The organism is Kocuria atrinae C3-8, from assembly GCF_000286355.1.
GTDB lineage: Bacteria > Actinomycetota > Actinomycetes > Actinomycetales > Micrococcaceae > Kocuria > Kocuria atrinae_A.
Genome location: NZ_AJXN01000019.1, coordinates 27,588 through 44,137 on the forward strand (window position 1 = coordinate 27,588; position 16,550 = coordinate 44,137).

Annotated in this window: 13 protein-coding genes, 1 tRNA gene and 5 pseudogenes; 7 read left to right on the forward strand and 12 right to left on the reverse strand. The window is 65.2% G+C overall.

Annotated features, from left to right (window positions below; all coding sequences use genetic code 11):
* Positions 1–49 precede the first annotated feature (49 nt).
* Positions 50–670: a DUF501 domain-containing protein gene (locus tag YO9_RS0102795; RefSeq protein WP_016996153.1), complete on the forward strand. Its 621-nt coding sequence runs from the start codon at positions 50–52 to the stop codon at positions 668–670.
* A 54-nt stretch (positions 671–724) separates the two neighbouring features.
* On the opposite strand, the gene YO9_RS19580 is transcribed toward YO9_RS0102795, so the two are convergent.
* The 3 genes from YO9_RS19580 to YO9_RS0102800 form a co-directional block, all read right to left on the reverse strand.
* Positions 725–931 carry a cation transporting ATPase C-terminal domain-containing protein gene (locus YO9_RS19580; RefSeq protein ID WP_262925553.1) on the reverse strand — a complete coding sequence of 69 codons (207 nt, stop codon included), beginning with the start codon at positions 929–931 and terminating at the stop codon, positions 725–727.
* The gene (locus YO9_RS19585) at positions 928–1,440 is read right to left on the reverse strand and encodes a cation transporting ATPase C-terminal domain-containing protein (RefSeq protein WP_262925554.1); all 513 of its coding nucleotides are present in this window, start codon (positions 1,438–1,440) and stop codon (positions 928–930) included. The genes YO9_RS19580 and YO9_RS19585 overlap by 4 nt, the downstream gene beginning before the upstream one ends.
* Before the next feature lie 67 nt (positions 1,441–1,507).
* Positions 1,508–3,370 (reverse strand): cation-translocating P-type ATPase, encoded by a 1,863-nt coding sequence (locus YO9_RS0102800; RefSeq protein WP_223286007.1) that lies wholly within the window; start codon positions 3,368–3,370, stop codon positions 1,508–1,510.
* A 242-nt stretch (positions 3,371–3,612) separates the two neighbouring features.
* On the opposite strand from YO9_RS0102800, the pseudogene YO9_RS0102805 reads away from it, so the two are divergent.
* The 6 genes and pseudogenes from YO9_RS0102805 (at position 3,613) to YO9_RS0102820 (ending at position 7,619) form a co-directional block, all read left to right on the forward strand.
* A pseudogene (locus tag YO9_RS0102805) lies at positions 3,613–4,560 on the forward strand (Ppx/GppA phosphatase family protein).
* Positions 4,561–4,635: 75 nt separating this feature from the next.
* Positions 4,636–4,914: a hypothetical protein gene (locus YO9_RS16505; protein ID WP_223286008.1), complete on the forward strand. Its 279-nt coding sequence runs from the start codon at positions 4,636–4,638 to the stop codon at positions 4,912–4,914.
* A 23-nt stretch (positions 4,915–4,937) separates the two neighbouring features.
* Positions 4,938–5,099: pseudogene (locus tag YO9_RS19590) on the forward strand (peptidase S8); the annotation flags it as partial.
* Positions 5,100–5,158: 59 nt separating this feature from the next.
* Complete coding sequence (locus tag YO9_RS0102810; RefSeq protein WP_016996156.1) at positions 5,159–6,013, forward strand: S8 family serine peptidase; 855 nt, start codon at positions 5,159–5,161, stop codon at positions 6,011–6,013.
* A gap of 81 nt (positions 6,014–6,094) precedes the next feature.
* Positions 6,095–7,473, forward strand: a pseudogene (locus YO9_RS0102815) (NAD(P)/FAD-dependent oxidoreductase).
* A 69-nt stretch (positions 7,474–7,542) separates the two neighbouring features.
* Positions 7,543–7,619: transfer RNA gene (locus tag YO9_RS0102820), tRNA-Leu, on the forward strand.
* Between the two features lie 36 nt (positions 7,620–7,655).
* Here the strand turns inward: YO9_RS0102820 and YO9_RS16510 are convergent.
* From YO9_RS16510 to YO9_RS0102860, 9 genes and pseudogenes are all read right to left on the reverse strand, one after another.
* Positions 7,656–7,871, reverse strand: a complete 216-nt coding sequence (locus YO9_RS16510) for a hypothetical protein (protein WP_223286009.1) — start codon at positions 7,869–7,871, stop codon at positions 7,656–7,658.
* Positions 7,868–8,680, reverse strand: a complete 813-nt coding sequence (locus YO9_RS0102825; RefSeq protein ID WP_223286010.1) for an MsnO8 family LLM class oxidoreductase — start codon at positions 8,678–8,680, stop codon at positions 7,868–7,870. The genes YO9_RS16510 and YO9_RS0102825 overlap by 4 nt, the downstream gene beginning before the upstream one ends.
* A gap of 640 nt (positions 8,681–9,320) precedes the next feature.
* Positions 9,321–9,509: a BBE domain-containing protein gene (locus YO9_RS20455; RefSeq protein ID WP_317259718.1), complete on the reverse strand. Its 189-nt coding sequence runs from the start codon at positions 9,507–9,509 to the stop codon at positions 9,321–9,323.
* The gene (locus YO9_RS0102835; RefSeq protein WP_317259719.1) at positions 9,476–10,741 is read right to left on the reverse strand and encodes an FAD-binding oxidoreductase; all 1,266 of its coding nucleotides are present in this window, start codon (positions 10,739–10,741) and stop codon (positions 9,476–9,478) included. Before YO9_RS0102835 ends, YO9_RS20455 begins: the two co-directional genes overlap by 34 nt.
* A 253-nt stretch (positions 10,742–10,994) precedes the next feature.
* Positions 10,995–11,783: an enoyl-CoA hydratase/isomerase family protein gene (locus YO9_RS0102840; RefSeq protein ID WP_016996157.1), complete on the reverse strand. Its 789-nt coding sequence runs from the start codon at positions 11,781–11,783 to the stop codon at positions 10,995–10,997.
* Between the two features lie 40 nt (positions 11,784–11,823).
* Complete coding sequence (locus tag YO9_RS0102845; RefSeq protein ID WP_016996158.1) at positions 11,824–13,023, reverse strand: acyl-CoA dehydrogenase family protein; 1,200 nt, start codon at positions 13,021–13,023, stop codon at positions 11,824–11,826.
* Positions 13,024–13,157: 134 nt separating this feature from the next.
* Positions 13,158–14,761: pseudogene (locus YO9_RS0102850) on the reverse strand (fatty acyl-CoA synthetase); the annotation flags it as partial.
* A 51-nt stretch (positions 14,762–14,812) separates the two neighbouring features.
* A pseudogene (locus tag YO9_RS0102855) lies at positions 14,813–15,958 on the reverse strand (acetyl-CoA C-acetyltransferase).
* A gap of 50 nt (positions 15,959–16,008) precedes the next feature.
* Positions 16,009–16,550, reverse strand: a 542-nt coding sequence (locus tag YO9_RS0102860; RefSeq protein ID WP_016996161.1) for an SDR family NAD(P)-dependent oxidoreductase, incomplete at its 5' end; no start/stop codon positions are given.

Below are 16,550 nucleotides of genomic sequence, written 5' to 3' on the forward strand. Positions count from 1 at the left end.
GTCTCCCTCGACCAACTGGCCCAGCAGCGCGCCGGAAAGTAGTACGCAAGTGACTGAAGCTCAGCCGACTCACGACCCCGCAGTGACCCAGCAGGATCTCACGGTGGTGGGACACCAGCTCGGCCGCCCGGCGCGTGACGTGGTGGAAATCGCCGCCCGCTGCGTGTGCGGTAACCCGCTGGTTGTTGCCACCGCACCGCGGTTGGCCAACGGCACCCCGTTCCCCACGGTGTTCTACCTGACACACCCCGTCATCACCTCCGCCGTGTCCCGGTTGGAGGCCGAGGGCAGCATGTACGGCATGTCGGACCGGATCAAGGAGGACACCGAGCTGGCGGAGCAGTATCAGGCGGCCCACGAGCAGTACTTGGGGGAGCGGCGTCGGATTGGCGAGAAGGCCGGAATCGGCGAAGTCTCCGAGATCGAAGGGATCTCCGCAGGTGGCATGCCCACTCGTGTGAAGTGCCTGCACGTCCTGGTGGGCCACAGCCTGGCCGCCGGCCCCGGCGTGAACCCGCTGGGTGACGAGACCCTGGAACTCATCGCGGACACCTGGAGCACGGACCGGTGCGCGTGCGACCCGGAGTGGCGCACCGAGACTGACCGCGCCAACCGCACACGACCCGCGTGCACCGCAGACAACGACGCCCGCCTCACGGCTCATCCGTGAGGCGGGCGTCGTACTGTCAGAACGGGCTGCCGCAGGGCCGCCAAAACCGGACCGCTAGCGCTGCACCGACGTGGGTGCGCCGCGTCCACCGCGGTTCTGCACGGCCTTGATCAGCTCGACCAACAGGAAGATCACCACGCCGTTGAGCAGCGCGAAGCCCCACTCCACCCAGCCCAGCGGCGCAGAACCGAACCACGCGTTCATGAACGGCGCGTAGGTGAAGACCATCTGGACCGCCAACAGAATGCCCGTGGAGATCACGTGGCCTTGTTCCCCGTCAGGGCGCGCGGGTGCAGGCTGGACAGGTGCAGGAAACGCGAGTTGAACAGCACGAAGATCTGGCCGAGGACCAGCACGGACACCGCCGTGGTGCTGGCTACGGCGTCCGAGGCGCCCGAGTCGCTCATGACCCGGTAGGACAGCAGCGCGGCCGCACCGATGAAGAACGCCACCCACACCACGCGGAACCACAGGGACATGGGCAGCAGGTTGGCATCGCGGTCACGGGGACGGCGTTGCATGATGCCTGGTTCGGCCGGTTCATAGGCCAGGGTGATGGACAGCGTGATCGCGGTGACCAGGTTGACCCACAGGATCTGCGTGGGTCGCAGGGGCGGCTCTGCGCCGAGGAGCACGGACGCCAAGACCACCAGGCCCATGCCGATGCTCGTGGGGAGCAGGAACACCACGGACTTACGGATGTTGTCATAGATTCGCCGACCCTCGTGGACCGCGCCCTCGATCGTGGCGAAGTTGTCGTCCGCGAGCACGATGTCCGCGGCTTCCTTGGTCGCTTCGGTGCCTTGATGCCCATGGCGATACCCACGTTGGCGCGGGTCAGGCTGGGGCGTCGTTGACGCCGTCGCCGGTCATGGCCACCACTTCGCGGCGGGCCTGGAGGGCGTCCACGATGCGGATCTTGTGTTCGGGGCTCGTGCGGGCAAAGACGTCCACGTCCGTGACGCGCTCGACCAGTTCCTCCTTGGTCATGGCCTCGACCTCGGCGCCGGTCACCACCACGGGGTCGTCATTGGTGGACAGGCCCAGCTCGCGGCTGATCGCACGAGCGGTTTCCGCGTGGTCACCGGTGATCATCTTCACGCTGATCCCGGCACCGTGACACGAAGCCACCGCCGTGATGGCCTCCTCACGCGGCGGATCCACCAGACCCACGAGCCCCACGAATTCGAGCCCGTCGTCGAGGTCTTCGTGAGACAGGGTGGCGGTGCCCGCGGCAACGGTCTTGCGCGCGGCGGCCAGCACCCGCAGCCCTTGCGACGCCAGTTCCGTGTTGGCGCGTTCCCACTCGTCCGGATCGAAGTCAGTGGCGCCGTGAGCGTCCGGCAACTGGGTCGAGCAACGCTGTAGCAGCCGGTCCGGGGCTCCCTTGACCAGGATCTCGCGCTCGCCGCCGGGAGCCTCGCTCAGCACCGCCATGTACTTATTGGCCGAATCGAACGGGAGCGCGCCCACGCGACTGTAGGGAGCGGCGTCGAACCCGGCCTTGCGTCCGAAGATCGCCAGCGCCGCCTCGGTCGGCTCGCCCACGATCTGGATGCGCTCGCCGGTCCCGCGCAGGGTGGCGTCATTACAGAGGACGACGGCGCGCGCGAGCGTCCGCGCGTTGCGGGAGGCTTCTTCGGCGGCCTCACCGGAGGCCACGACCGTGCCCTGATCCGTGTACCCCTCGCCGGTGATGGCAAAGCGACCGCCGGGCACGGAAGCCACGCGGGCGGTCATTTCGTTGCGGGTCAGCGTTCCGGTCTTGTCCGAGCAAATCGTGGTGACCGCGCCGAGAGTTTCCACCGCCGTCATCGTGCGGGTGATGGCCTTGTGCCGCGCCATTTGCTGGACGCCCAGCGCCAGTGTGATGGTGACGAGCGCCGGCAGGCCCTCGGGCACCGTGGCCACAGCAAAGCTGATGAACGAGCTCAGTACCGTCTGCGTGGGCATTGAGTAGATGAACCACGCGACCAGCATCATCACGGCGCTGACGACCAGGATGCCCAGCGCGAACTGTTTGCCCAGGCGGTCCATCTGTTCGGTCAGGGGAGTGGCCAGCTGGTCGATGTCGTCCACGAGGGACTGGATGCGGCCGATCTCCGTGTTCGAGCCGGTTGCGACCACCACGCCCAGCGCGGTGCCGCGGGTGACCACGGTGCCGGAGTGCGCGATGCTGGTGCGGTCGCCGATGCCGGCGTCCTCCGCGACGGCTTCCACGTGCTTGTCGCTGGGCTCGGATTCACCCGTGAGCGCGGATTCGTCGATGGCTAGGCGGTTGGCATCCAGCAGGCGCAGGTCCGCCGGGACCTTGTCCCCGGGACCCAACCGAACGACGTCGCCGGGCACCAGATCTTCGCCCTCCACTTGCTGCCACTCGCCGTCGCGCAGCACCGACGCGTGCACGGAGAGCATGCTGCGGATCCCAGCGAGTGCCTTCTCCGCTTGCCCCTCCTGCACGAAACCGATGACCGCGTTGCCCACGGCCACTGCGATGATCACCCAGAAGTCGACCCACTCCCGGTAGAAGGCCGTGATGACCGCTGAGACCAACAGGATGTAGATGAGCACGTTCTTGAAGTGCGCCAGGAACCTCAGAATCGCGGGTTTGCGCTTGGCGGCCGGCAACCGATTGGGCCCACCCGATCCCGGATGTCCGTTGCCTGCGCGCTGGTCAGGCCCGATTCTTGCGAATCCCATTCCCGCAGGCTTCCGCCGGAGTGAGCGCGTGGAAGGCACGGGTGGATACTGTGTCGCCGATTTCTGAGGTCATCGATGGTCTCGTTCGTGTTGTCGCGTGTCAGGCAGGGAAATCGTTAGCTGCCTTCATTTTTTCACACCTTGGTCAGACCATTCGGTCCAAGGCACGCCCGTAACGCGGGTAAAGTGGGACCGCGCTGCTGAATGGGCGCATTCCCCACCGAACCGAGGATCCACCACCCATGCGCGTTGCTGCCATTGACTGCGGTACCAACTCCATTCGCCTGCTGATCGCGGATGTGAAGGACACCAACGGACACCCCGAACTCGTCGACATCGTGCGTGAGATGCGCGTGGTTCGGCTGGGACAGGGCGTGGATGCCACCGGCTGGCTGGCCGAGGCGCCCTGGAACGGACCTTCGCCGCGACCGAGGAATACGCTCGGCTGATCAAGAAGCACAAGGTGGACAAGATCCGGTTCGTCGCGACGTCCGCCACGCGTGATGCGGGCAATCGTCAGGTCTTCATGGACGGCATCAAGGAACGGCTAGGTGTCGTACCCGAGGTCGTCACCGGAGATGAAGAAGCAGCCCTGTCCTTCCGCGGTGCCGCCAACGCCACCGGACCCCTCAGCCCCGAGGACCGTGTGCTGGTGGTCGACCTGGGCGGCGGTTCCACCGAGTGCGTGCTGGGCACCGTAGACGGTGTGAGGGCAGCCAAGAGTGTGGACGTGGGATGCGTGCGCATGACCGAACGGCACCTGGCTCCAACCCTCCCACCGACGAACAGCAGCGCCAGGTACTCCAGGACGTGGACGAGGCCATGGATTCCGTATCCCGCATGGTTCCGCTGTCCCAGACCACTCACTTGGTGGGCGTCGCGGGGACGATCACCACTGTCACGGCTCACGCCATGGACTTGAAGAGCTACAACCCGGACAAGATTCACGGCTCGACCATGTCCGTGGACTCGATTGCCAAGGCGTGCAAGGACCTCACGGCCATGACCAAGAAGGAACGGGCCCGGTTGGGGTTCATGCACGAGGGTCGTGTGGACGTGATCGGCGGCGGTGCCTGGTGTGGCGGCGCGTGATCGAGCGCGTGGTTTCCGCGACACAAGGCCGCGTGCAGTCGGTCACAGCCAGCGAACACGATATTTTGGACGGCATCGGTCTGTCCCTGGTCCGCTGACCCCGCGATCGTCCTGAACATCCAACGGCCAGGGACGTCCCCACCGGTGCGTTCCTAGTCGAGTTGAGGTTAGTAATGTCGGTTCACCCCAAGCGCCGCCGCGTACTTTCGGGTGCTGCCGCTGCCGCCATGGTCCTGTCTTTCGCCGCAGCCCCCGCGGTGGCCATGCCCGACAACGAACAGCCCCCGGGAGCTCCCGCACCCGCGCCGTCGATCCCCGTGGAAACCCCCGTGCACCGCCGCCACCGGACGGCAAGGTGCCCGTTCCCGTGGACTCGATCCGCGACCGCGAGTACTGGCTGGACGAATACGGCGTGCGGGATGCGTGGAAAGAATCCACCGGCAAGGGCGTGAAGATCGCCGTGATCGACACCGGCGTGGACGCGACCCATCAGGATTTGCGGGACACCGTCAAAGACGGGACGGACGTCTCCGGCAAGGGCGATGGCAAGGGCCACCGCGGTCTGGGCTCGGAACCCGAACACGGCACGCTCGTCTCATCCTTGGCCGCGGGAACCGGCCACGGTGAGGACAATCCGGACGGCCCTGGCAAGCAGAGCGGCGTGGTGGGTGTGGCTCCTGAAGCGGAGATCCTCCGGTGTCCCTGTGGCTCGGTAACGAGGAACCGGGCGTCAAGGATGTCAACGAGCAGATCCCCAACGCCGTGCGCTGGGCCGTGGACAACGGCGCGGACGTCATCAACATGTCCGTGGGCTCGGATTCCACGGAATGGCCGAAGTCTTGGGATTCCGCGTTCGCGTACGCGGAGGAAAAAGACGTGCTGGTCGTTGCAGCCTCTGGCAACCGTGGCTCCGGGCTGAACCAGGTGGGGGCGCCCGCCACGATACCCGGTGTGCTCACGGTGGGTGGCGTGAACCGAGCTGGGCAGGCGAGCTGGGACTCATCCTCCCAGGGCATCTCGATTGCGGTGGCGGGTCCCAGTGAGGACATGGTCGGTGCCATGCCCGGCGACGCTTACGCCGAATGGTCCGGAACCTCCGCTACCGTGCCGCTGGTTTCCGGCACTGCCGCGCTGATCAAGTCCAAGAACCCGGACCTGAGTGCCGCGCAGATCGCCAACCAGATCATCCGGACAGCCCACGACGCCGGTGAAGAAGGACAGGACTCCTTCTACGGACACGGAATCCTGGACGTGAAGGCTGCCGTGGAAGAGGACGTGCCCGAGGTGGACGAGAATCCGCTGGGCAGCATGAAGCACTGGATGAGTGTGCACCGGCCTGCGGCTCCGGAAGCCAGCGAAACGGCGTCGTCACCCGAAGCGTCCGAGACCCCGGACACCGAACAGGTGACAGAGGAAGCAACGCCGCCGGTGGCTCAGGCGCCGCTCAATGAAACCGGTGCCCTGCCCGTGGTGATCCTGGCCGGTTTCGGGCTGGTCGTTGCCGGGCTCACCGTGGCCGCGGTGCTGCACATCCGCTCGATGAACCGCTGACACCGATATTTCACGATCAGCGCAGTCCGGCGCCCGCCTTTCAAAGCGGAAATTAGGTCAGCGATGAGTAGACTTTCAGACATGGCTTTCAATCAATTGGCTAAAGACCGCCCGCGTCTCCTGATCGTCGGCGGCGGATACGTCGGTTTCACGCTCGCACAACAGCTGCAAACCCGCATCAAAGAATCGGGTGGCGTGGTTACGGTTGTCGATCCCAACCCGTACATGACCTACCTGCCGTTCCTGCCCGAGGTTGCCGCCGGCAACATCGAGGCACGTAGCGCCATCGTTCCGCACCGTCAGCACCTCAAGGACTGCGAACTCATCGGTGGCCGCGTGGAGAGCATCGACCACGCCAACCGTACGGTCAGTATCCGCGGCATCGATCAGGGTCCCAACTTCGAACTGCCCTATGACGAGATCGTCATTGCCGGTGGTTCCATGACCCGCACGTTCCCCATCGAGGGGCTGGCTGAGAACGCGATCGGTCTGAAGACCATCGAAGAGGCTGTATCTCTGCGCAACTGGTTCTGGAGCGCATCGAGATCGCCTCGTTGACCGATGATGAGGCAGAGAAGCGCAAGCGCTCACGTTCATCGTGGTCGGTGGCGGCTTCGCCGGTATCGAGGCCATCGGTGAACTCGAGGACATGGCCCGCACCGCCGTGGAGCGCAACGACCGCCTCAAGGTTTCCGACTTGCGCTTCGTGCTGGTCGAGGCCATGGGCCGCATCATGCCCGAGGTCACCGAAGAACGCGCCGAGAAGGTCGTGGCCGACCTGCGTTCGCGCGGCATCGAAGTTCTGTTGAACACCTCCTTGGACTCCGCCAAGGACCAGTTGGTCAAGCTGATCAACATGAAGGACAAGTCCCCGGCCGGCGAGATGTACACCGACACCCTGGTGTGGACCGCTGGTGTCCAGCTTCGCCGTTCGTCAAGAACAGTGACCTGCCCGTGGACGAGCGCGGCCGCGTGCGTGCCGGTGCTGATCTGCGTGTGACCGGCGACGACGGCCCCATCGAGGGTGCCTGGGCCGCTGGCGACATCGCCGCTGTTCCGGACCTCACCGGTGCCGGCCCCGGCGGTTTCTGCGTTCCCAACGCTCAGCACGCCGTGCGCCAAGCCAAGACCATGGCCAAGAACATCATGCGTCCCGCGAGCAAGCCGCTCGAGGATTACTACCACGAGAACCTCGGAGCCGTGGCGGGCCTGGGCCTGTACAAGGGCGCAGCCACCATTCGCGGCGTGGACTTCGGTGGACTGCCGCTTGGGCCGCACACCGTCTGTACCACGGCTACGCGATCCCCACGGTGGAGCGCAAGGTCCGCGTGTTCAGCGAATGGGGCATCAACCTGCTCTTCGGCCGCGACACCACCGGCATGCGCCACGTGCGTGACCCGCGCCGTTCGTTCAAGATCGCCGCAGGTGACGAAGTGGATAAGGCCAAGGCAAGGCTGTAACCTACGGTTGCTCGCGAAGCTACCGGTTCAGCTCCCTTCACGGGCGGTGAACCGGTAGCTTTTGCACTGGCCCCCATAGCCCAATTGGCAGAGGCAGCGGACTTAAAATCCGCGCAGTGTGGGTTCGAGTCCCACTGGGGGCACCATTTGACGGGGACCGCGTATTCGCCGGCGGGCCCGAACTAGGGCGTGAGGTCGAACGCCTGCGCCAGAAGTTCGTGTGAGCGGCGGCGGGCCGCGGGATCAGCAATGAGATCCTGGATCATGAGTTCGTCCGCCCCGCTCTCGGCGACCATCTGCTCCAGCGTTGCGCGCACATCATCAGGGCTGCCTGCCACGAACTTGGGCCACTGGCCGCCGGTGATCGTGACAGGCTCATCCTGCTCAGCCTGGCTCATCTCAGCGGCTGCTTCATCGGGGGAGGGGACCATGACCGCTCCCGCGTCCCGGCCCGCTCGGCGCAGCGTGCGTAGAAACCCTTCGGGGAGCCCGCGAGGTGCAGGCCGTCGGCGGTGGTCTCACCCACGGCCACGTTGACCGCGAGAATCGCTCGCGGTGAGTCCAGCCCGAACCCCTGTGGATTGAAGTTCTTACGGTAGTGACGCAGGGCCGGGGCTGCGCCTTGTGGATTAATGAACCCGGCGAAGGTGTAGCCGATGCCCAATCCTGCCGCCAGATTCGATCCGTTGGGGCTGGACCCCAGCAGCCAGGTCTGCGGAACCTCGGGCACGGTGGTCATGAGCGGGTTTCCGGCGAAGGGATGATCCTCGGGGAAGGACTCATACAACCAGGCCAGAGTCTCCAGAATCTGTTGCTGGTGATCAACCTGAGCGGGGCGTTGGCGGTTCTGCTGTAACGCCGCATCGATCACCGGACCCGCGGTTGCGCGCCCCATGCCCAGATCGATCCGACCCGGCGCCATGGCCTCCAACTGTTTGAACATCTCTGCGACCTTGAACGGGCTGTAGTGGTTCATCAGCACCGCGCCCGATCCCAACCTGATGCGGGAGGTCATCGCCGAGGCCGCTGCGATCAGCAGCTCGGGATAGTGCGATGCCCCGGACCGGCTCAGATGGTGCTCGGCGAACCAGACTCGGTGAAATCCCAGCTCTTCAGCGTGCCGGGTATTTTCCAGCGAGTCGGCCAGAGCATCCTTCTCGGTGGTTCCGGGGGCGACCGTTCCGAGGTCAACGATGGACAATGTCACAGCGGGCGCTCCTCGACGTGGGCGACGGATGCTTTCGACCCTACGGGAGTTGGTCGTAGATCGCGCCCCTGCCAGTCGATGACAATTATGGCTCGGGTTCGCAGTATTCCCCCCTGATCAGCTGCGATCCGAAGCCTCAAATGTTCAACCGCGCCCTCGTCGTTGCAAATTGACATGACCACCGAGGACATCGAAATGATCGAGCAGGTCAACGAGATAGTTGTCGATCGACTCTCGGGCCCACGCACCGAGGAGGATGAAGAGTCAAGTGACCCGGAAAACACTCCAGCGTCGCAAGGACGATGTGTTGAGTGGATTCCCACAGGAGGACGGTGTAACCCGTGGCGACGATGAGAGCTTCGTCCGCTAGTGGTCGCAATCCGCGGAACAGGACGGCGGCCAAAACTGACAGCGCCGCTCGTCCGGGCAAGGTCAACACGCACAGCGCCAAACAGCAGCAGCAGCTTCTGAAGCGATCAAGAAAGCTGCAAGAAGTGCGTGATGAGCGTAAGAAGGAACTCGGCGTTGGCTAGCCAGCGCATCTGATCCGATTTCATCCCTGCACCACAGGATGTGGCCCGCAACTCCGTGAAGATTCTCGCAGAAGCGGGCCGCTCATATTCGATGGTTCTGTGTCGGCTCAGGTGGGGTCCGGCACGATGTTGTGGTTCAGGCGGAATAGGTTCTGAGAGTCGTAGCGATTCTTCAGGTCCTTCAACCTGTCGTAGGTCTGTGGGCCGTAAGCCTGTCGGGCGGCCTGGGTCATGTCGTGACCGCCCTCAGCTCCCAGGAAGTTCACGTACTGCCCCTGCTCGGCGAAGGGCTGCATGCGCCCGTGAGCTTCCGTGCGAAGGCTGTCAACCGCTCGTCCTCGGCAGGATCGGTCCAGAATCCGTAGATGTTGAGCCAGAACCGGGCGGAGCGGTTGGGAAATGCGGTGTCATCTTCCGCTACGCGACTAAACGCACCGCCTAAGCAATGGATGTCGATGCCCGTTCCGTGCCAGGTGACTTCCGAGGCGATGTCGACCAGGACATCCACGACCTCACGATCCATCCGGGAGAAGGACACGTTTTTCCAGTACCCGCGTGAGCCCTTGGGGAAGAGAACGTCCAGACTCGACTGCCAGCCGATCCAGTCCGTGAGGTGTACGTCTTCACCATCCGGTGGCGCAATCTCCCGCAACTGCTGGATCAGCTCCAACCCCGCGGCCTGGTCCTCCGAAGCCCACGCGAAACCCACGATCATCCACGGGTCGTCGCCCATGCCGAACTCTGGTGGCAGCACCAGGATGGAGATGATGGGTGTCATCTCGTCGGGCAGGGATTGAGTCCAGTGTTCGAATGAAGTCAGGGCATCACGCCAGTGAGCCGGCTGGTAGAAGAAGTTTCCCACCAATACGGGCGATGACAGTGACCGAGCGTGGAACGTGAAGGACGAGACCACGCCAAAGTTTCCGCCCCCGCCGCGCAGTCCCCAGAAGAGGTCGGGGTTCTCCCCGGCGCTCGCCGTGAGATGCTCCCCGGAAGCTGTGACGATACGGGCGGATTCCAGATTGTCCAGACTCAGGCCGCAAGACCTGGTCAACCATCCCACGCCGCCGCCCAGCGTCAGCCCGGCGATCCCGGTCGCGCTGATCACGCCCATGGGAATCGCGAGTTGATGAGGCGCGGTCGCATGATCGACGTCCGAGAGAGTGGCTCCAGCTGCGACCGTGACCAGGAGACGTTCCGGATCAACCTCCACGGCCCGGAGTTGGCACAGGTCCAGGACGAGCCCGCCCTCCACGGTGCCGTGCCCGGCCACGTTGTGTCCGCCTCCGCGGATCGCCAGCGGCAGTCCCGTGTCTCGCGCGGCCTCCAGGACCATATCGATGTCAGTGTCTGATCCCGCACGGATCACTGCGCAAGGGTAGACATCGATCATGCCGTTCCACACCGCTCGTGCGCTGTCGTACCGGGAATCGTCGGGGGTGATCAGATCCCCGGACAACGAATCGTCCAGTTTTTTGAGCGCAGCCGTGATCTCGGGGCTGTTGGTGTGCGAAGTGTGCGTGCTCATGATGCTGCTGCTTCCCCGATGAGAGATCTGCATCTCTACCGTGACGATGAATGGTGGCTGCAGGGATCGAAGTTTCTCCACGCCGCCACTGCAGAACTCGGGGAATGACATTCCCGGGCCTCGGAGCCTCCCAATGTGTCTCCGGGCTGGAACGGTACGACGCTGAACCAATTATAAGTCCACTTGGTAACCCGGTCTACGCCAGTGAGCCATCACGGTAGAAAATCTCGTCGTGATCAAAAAGAAGCAGCCCTCAACTGCGTTTTTTGCCGACGAACCGATCCACGCGCTGCACGCTCTCCGGATGTCCGGACAGTTTCGCGATGCTCGCTGATTCGTTGCGCAGGTGCTGCTCGTACCCCTCCAGCGTGGCGGCCCGCAGCAGCTTCTTGGTGGGCCCGTACGTCTGAACCGCCCCGGCCAGAAAACGGTCCTCGGTCTCGGTCAGCCGCTCCGGGAACGACGCCGCTGCCGTCACCTCGTTCGCAAGGCCCCAGTCCACGGCGTCGGCGCCGCTCAGGACCCGGCCGTTCAGCGCCAGCTCGGTAGCGCGGTGGTGTCCCAGCGCGCGGGGGAGCAGGTACGCGACTCCGGTGTCCGGTGACAGGCCCATCTTTGAGTACGCAGCCAGCATGCTCGATTGATCAGAGGCCAGCACCCAGTCAGAGTTCAGGACCAGGCCGAACCCTGCGCCGGCCGCCGTCCCGTTGACTCCCGCGACGATGAGCAGACGCGAACGCATCATGGCCAGCGCTACGTCGTGGGCGGCGTCGGCGAGGTCGCGTAAGAAGGCGGGACGATCCGCGGGCTCGTAAGACGCCATGCTCGTGACGTCCCCGCCTGCGCAGAAGAACCGGCCCTCGCCGGTGAGAGTCAGCACGTGGATGTCCGGGTCGGACTCGGCGTCGCGCAGGGCGGCCACCGCCTCCCGCGCCATGTCGAGCGTGAAGGCATTGCCGTCCGCCGGGCGGTTCATGATGAGCCGAACCACGCCGGGGCGGCGTTCGATCCGGACGGCCGAGGGGGTGTCGTTCGAGGTCATGGTGCTCCTGTTGGACTGGTCGGGGATGGTTTGGATGCGCTCACGCGAAGGCGCTGACGCCGGTGAGGTCGCGGCCGAGGATGAGAGCCTGAACCGATTCCGTGCCCTCGTAGGTGTGCAGTGCTTCCACATCGGTCATGTGGCGGATCACGTGGTTCTCCAGCAGAATCCCGTTGCCGCCCAGCATGTCCCTGGCCACAGTAGCGATCCGACGGGCGGCGCGCGTGTTGTGGTACTTGAGCATCGAGGCCTGCGCGGGCCTCATGGTGCCCGCGGCCTGAAGTTGCGTCACCGCCACGCACTGCAACTGCATGTTGGTCAGCTCCGCGAGCATCTGGGCCAGGCGCTCCTGCACCATTTGATGACCGGCCAGCGGTTTGCCGAACTGTGTGCGTTGCTTTGCGTAGGACAGTGCCGCCTCGAACATGGATGTCGCGTGGCCCAGCGCGGACCAGCCCACGTTCACGCGCGTCTCCACGAGAGCGCGGGACACGTCCTTGAACGAGCTCACGTTGGGCAGCTGGGAATCGGCGGTAACGCGCACATTGTCCAGCGTGATTTCAGCCTGATGAATGGCACGCAACGCGCCCTTACCCTGAATGACCTCGGCCGAATATCCCGGGGTGGCCTGCTCCACGATGAAGCCCTTGACCTGGCCGTCCGCCTGGTCTCGCGCCCACACGATGGCGATGCCACCGGCGGCACCGTTGCCGATCCACTTCTTGTAGCCGTTCAGAACCCACTCGGAGCCCTCGCGCCGCGCAGTGGTCTCCAGCGACACCGAATCCGAGCCGTGATTGGGTTCCGTCAGCGCGAAACCACCGAGCAGCTCACCGCTGGCCACGGGCTCCAGATACCGCTGCTTCTGCTCATCGCTCGCGAACAGCACCAAGCTGCGCAGCACCAGACCACCCTGCACGGCCGCGGCGGCGGCCAGGGAACCGTCCGCGCGGGAGATTTCCATCGTGACCAACCCCGCGGCCAAGGGCGACATGGACCGATGCCCCGAGACCTCCAGACCATCCGTCAGAAGATCGAGTTCACCGGCCCGGCGCACCAGGTCCGTGGGGTACTCACCGCGATCCCAGTACTCGTTGATCAGGGGCAGGATCTCCGCACCGTATTCGCGGGCATGGTCCCAGTGCGTCCGGTCCTCGTCGCTCAAATCGTCCAGCACCGAGAGATAGTCGGTGCCTAGGGCATCGGCCAGGTCATAGCGCTGCGACGGCCCGGCGCTCATGCGTGATCCTCCGTGGCCCCGGTCCCGGCCCCGGATTCGCTCGCTTCCGCAGCCACCGGCGACGACGCCGCTCCGCCACCTTCCGTACCGGACACACCCGCGTCACCCTGTCTGGACGATGCTCCGTTGGCGTCCTGAGTTCGCTCCGCCCGCAACTCCCGCTTGAGCAGCTTGCCCGACTGGTTGCGGGGTAGTTCCGCGACGAAGTCCACCCGCTTGGGCACCTTGTAGTCGGCGATCCGCGACTTCACGTGCGCGCGCACGGTTTCCGGAGTCAGCGTGGTGCCCTCCTTGAGCACAATCACCGCGGTGATGGCCTCGATCCAGCGCTCGTCAGGCAGACCGACACGGCAACCTCTGCGACCTCATCCAGCTCATAGATGCAGTCCTCGACCTCCCGCGGAGCCACGAGTACGCCACCGGTATTAATGACGTCCTTGATGCGGTCCACCACCTGGATGAACCCCTGCGCATCTTGGGTGACCTGGTCACCGGAACGGAACCACCCGTCCACGAACGCCTGCTCGGTGGCTTCGGGTTTGTTCCAGTACCCGGTCAGCAACTGCGGGGAGCGGTACTGGATCTCGCCGGGTTCACCGGGTGCGGCCAGCTCGCCCGCGGAGTTGACCACTCGAGCTTCCACGTAGAACACGGGCCGACCGCACGAGGCCGGCCGCGCCTCATGTTCCTCCGGTCGCAGCACGGTGCACAGCGGGCCCAGCTCGGACTGGCCGAAACAGTTGTAGAAACCGATCCTCGGATACCGCGAGCGCAACCGCTGCAGCACGGTCACCGGCATGATGGACGCCCCGTATTGCGCCTTGGTCAGCGAGGACAGGTCGCGGGTGTCCAGCTCGGGGGAGTTCGCCAGCGGAACCCACACGGTGGGCGCCAGGAACAGCGACCCGATGTGTTCTGTCTCGACGAGCTCAAGGATCTGAGCGACGTCGGGCTTGGCAATCACGCGCGCTGTGGCACCCAACGTGAGGTAGGGCAGCAGGAACACGTGCATCGCGGCCGAATGGTAGAGCGGCATGGCAATCAGCGGGCGGTCCTCGGCCGTGAAATCCAGCGCGATGATCGAGGAGACGTACTCGGCGATCAGCGCGGCGTGCGTCATCATCGCACCCTTGGGCGCGGACGTGGTGCCTGAGGTGTACAGCAACTGGAGCAGGTCGCTTTCGTCCACGGGCACGTCCACCGGTTCCGACGACGCCGCCCGGTCCAGGGCCGTCTCCAGCAGCGAGACCTCTTCTGGTCGGGTATCGGGGGCAGGCTCTGCGTTCGGGAACATCGACCACACCTGGCCGACACCTGCGGCGCGCCCGGAGGCACGGACGTCGTCGACCAACGGAAATAGGGCGTTGTCGACCACGAGCAGGCTCGCTCCGGAATCCTCCAGGATGTAGGCCAGCTCGTCACCCTTGAGCGCGAAGTTCACGGGAACGTGCACCAACCCGGCTTCTGCACACGCGAGGTACAGCAGGAGATAAGCATCCGAATTGGCGCCGTAGGCGGCGACCCGCGCACCGGAGGGCAGCCCGGCGTCCAAGAGTCGACGAGCCACGCGATGAACGGCATCGCCCAGTTCGGAGTAGGTCCAGCGCCGCTCCTCGAACAGGAGGGCGGTCGCGGGACCGTTGCGAGTGACCGTGCGACGGAGCAGGTCACCGACCGTGTTGGATTGTGCCGTGGCCACCGCGTATTCGGTTTCGTGGTTCTGGGATGCTGCGTTCATGCTGTTCGTGTCCTTTAAGCGGAGAGTGGATCCGGGGGTTAGCGGGGGTGTTCAGAGGCGTTCAATGATCGTGACGTTGGCCTGACCGCCGCCCTCGCACATGGTCTGCAGCCCCCAGCGGCATCCCGGCGTTCGAGTTCATGCAGTAGAGAGGTCATGAGCCGGGCCCCGGTCGCACCGATGGGGTGACCCAGCGCGATGGCCCCACCGTTCACATTGACCTTGGACATGTCCGCACCGGTCTCGCGCTGCCACGCCAGCACCACAGCGGCGAAGGCCTCATTGATCTCGATCAGGTCCATGTCGTCCAGGCTCATGCCCGTGCGTTCCAGCGCGTGACGGGTCGCGGCAATCGGCGCGGACAGCATCATCACCGGATCATCGCCGCGGGCAGAGATGTGGTGGATGCGCGCTCGCGGTGTGAGCCCGTACTTCTCGACGGCGCCCTCGGACGCGATCAACAGGACCGCGGCGCCGTCGGACATCTGTGACGCGCTGCCGGCCGTGTGCAGGCCACCCTCACGATGGGGTTCAGCGACCGGAGCTTCTTGAGATCGGGTTCGCGCGGTCCCTCGTCCGCGGAGAGCCCGGCCAACGGAAGGATCTCCCGATCGAAGCGGCCCTCCCGCTGGGCGGCCAGTGCGCGCTCGTGGGATTCCACGGCGAAAGCTCGAGCTCATCGCGCGTGAAGCCCCAGCGACGCGCCATCATCTCCGCACCTCGGAACTGGGAGATCTCCTGGTCGCCGTAGCGCTCGGCCCACCCGGTGGACCCGGTGAACGGATCCGGGAAACCGAACTTCTCGGCGGCCACGTTGGAGTACGTGAGCGGAATGCTCGACATGGACTGCACTCCACCGGCAACTACCAGGTCACTCGTGCCGCTCATGACGGCCTGCGCCGCGTAGCTGATGGCTTGCTGTCCCGAACCGCACTGCCGTTCGATGGTGCTGCCGGGAACCGCATGGGAGAGCCCGGCCGCAAGCCACGCGTTGCGGGCGATATCCATGGACTGCGGGCCCAGCTGATCGATGCACCCCAGGATCACCTCGTCGTAGTCCTGGGAATCGATGCCCTGCCGGTTCACCAGCTCCCGCAGCGGTGCGGCGGCCAGGTCGAGCGGATGAACCTCCGCGAGCCCCTTACCTCGGCGCCCCACGGGGGTGCGGACAGCATCAACGATGTAGGCCTCAGCCATGAACAGATCTCCGAACGGTCAGTTGAGTGGGGTGCGACAGACACACGTGATCAGCGCGGGGCCATGCGCAGGGCGCCGTCCATGCGCAGCGTGGTGCCGTTGAGGTAGTCGTTGTCCACGAACGTGGTCACGATGTGCGCGTACTCCGAGGGGCGGCCCAAGCGATGGGGGAAGGGCACCCCGGCGGCCAAACCGGCGCGGTACTCCTCGCTCACCGTGGCCAGCATGGGCGTCTCCACGATGCCGGGGGCCACGGTGTTCACACGGATGCCCAGGCTCGCCAGGTCACGAGCGGCAGTGATGGTCAGGCTGTGCACGCCGCCCTTGGACGCCGCGTATGCCGCCTGACCCACCTGTCCTTCGAATGCAGCCACGGAGGCCGTGTTCACAATCAACCCACGCTGGCCGTCCTCGTCCACGGGTTCCGTTTCCGCCATGGCCTGGGCGGCCAGGGTCAAAACGTTGAACGTGCCGAGCAGATTCACCCGGATCACGGTCTCGAACAGTCCCAGGTCGTGCGGTCCCTTCTTGCCCAGGATGCGGGCGGAGGGCGCAATGCCCGCGCAGTTGACCACGGTGCGCAAGGGGCCGA

Excerpts from the sequence above, each read along its gene's own strand:
- YO9_RS0102840 (WP_016996157.1), bottom strand. The coding sequence starts at position 11,783 with ATGACCTCGAACGACACCCCCTCGGCCGTCCGGATCGAACGCCGCCCC.
- YO9_RS20455 (WP_317259718.1), bottom strand. The coding sequence starts at position 9,509 with ATGCAGCCCTTCGCCGAGCAGGGGCAGTACGTGAACTTCCTGGGAGCT.
- YO9_RS0102800 (WP_223286007.1), bottom strand. The coding sequence starts at position 3,370 with ATGGGATTCGCAAGAATCGGGCCTGACCAGCGCGCAGGCAACGGACAT.
- YO9_RS0102835 (WP_317259719.1), bottom strand. The coding sequence starts at position 10,741 with ATGAGCACGCACACTTCGCACACCAACAGCCCCGAGATCACGGCTGCG.
- YO9_RS0102845 (WP_016996158.1), bottom strand. The coding sequence starts at position 13,023 with ATGAGCGCCGGGCCGTCGCAGCGCTATGACCTGGCCGATGCCCTAGGC.
- YO9_RS16505 (WP_223286008.1), top strand. The coding sequence starts at position 4,636 with ATGTCGGTTCACCCCAAGCGCCGCCGCGTACTTTCGGGTGCTGCCGCT.
- YO9_RS16510 (WP_223286009.1), bottom strand. The coding sequence starts at position 7,871 with ATGAGCCAGGCTGAGCAGGATGAGCCTGTCACGATCACCGGCGGCCAG.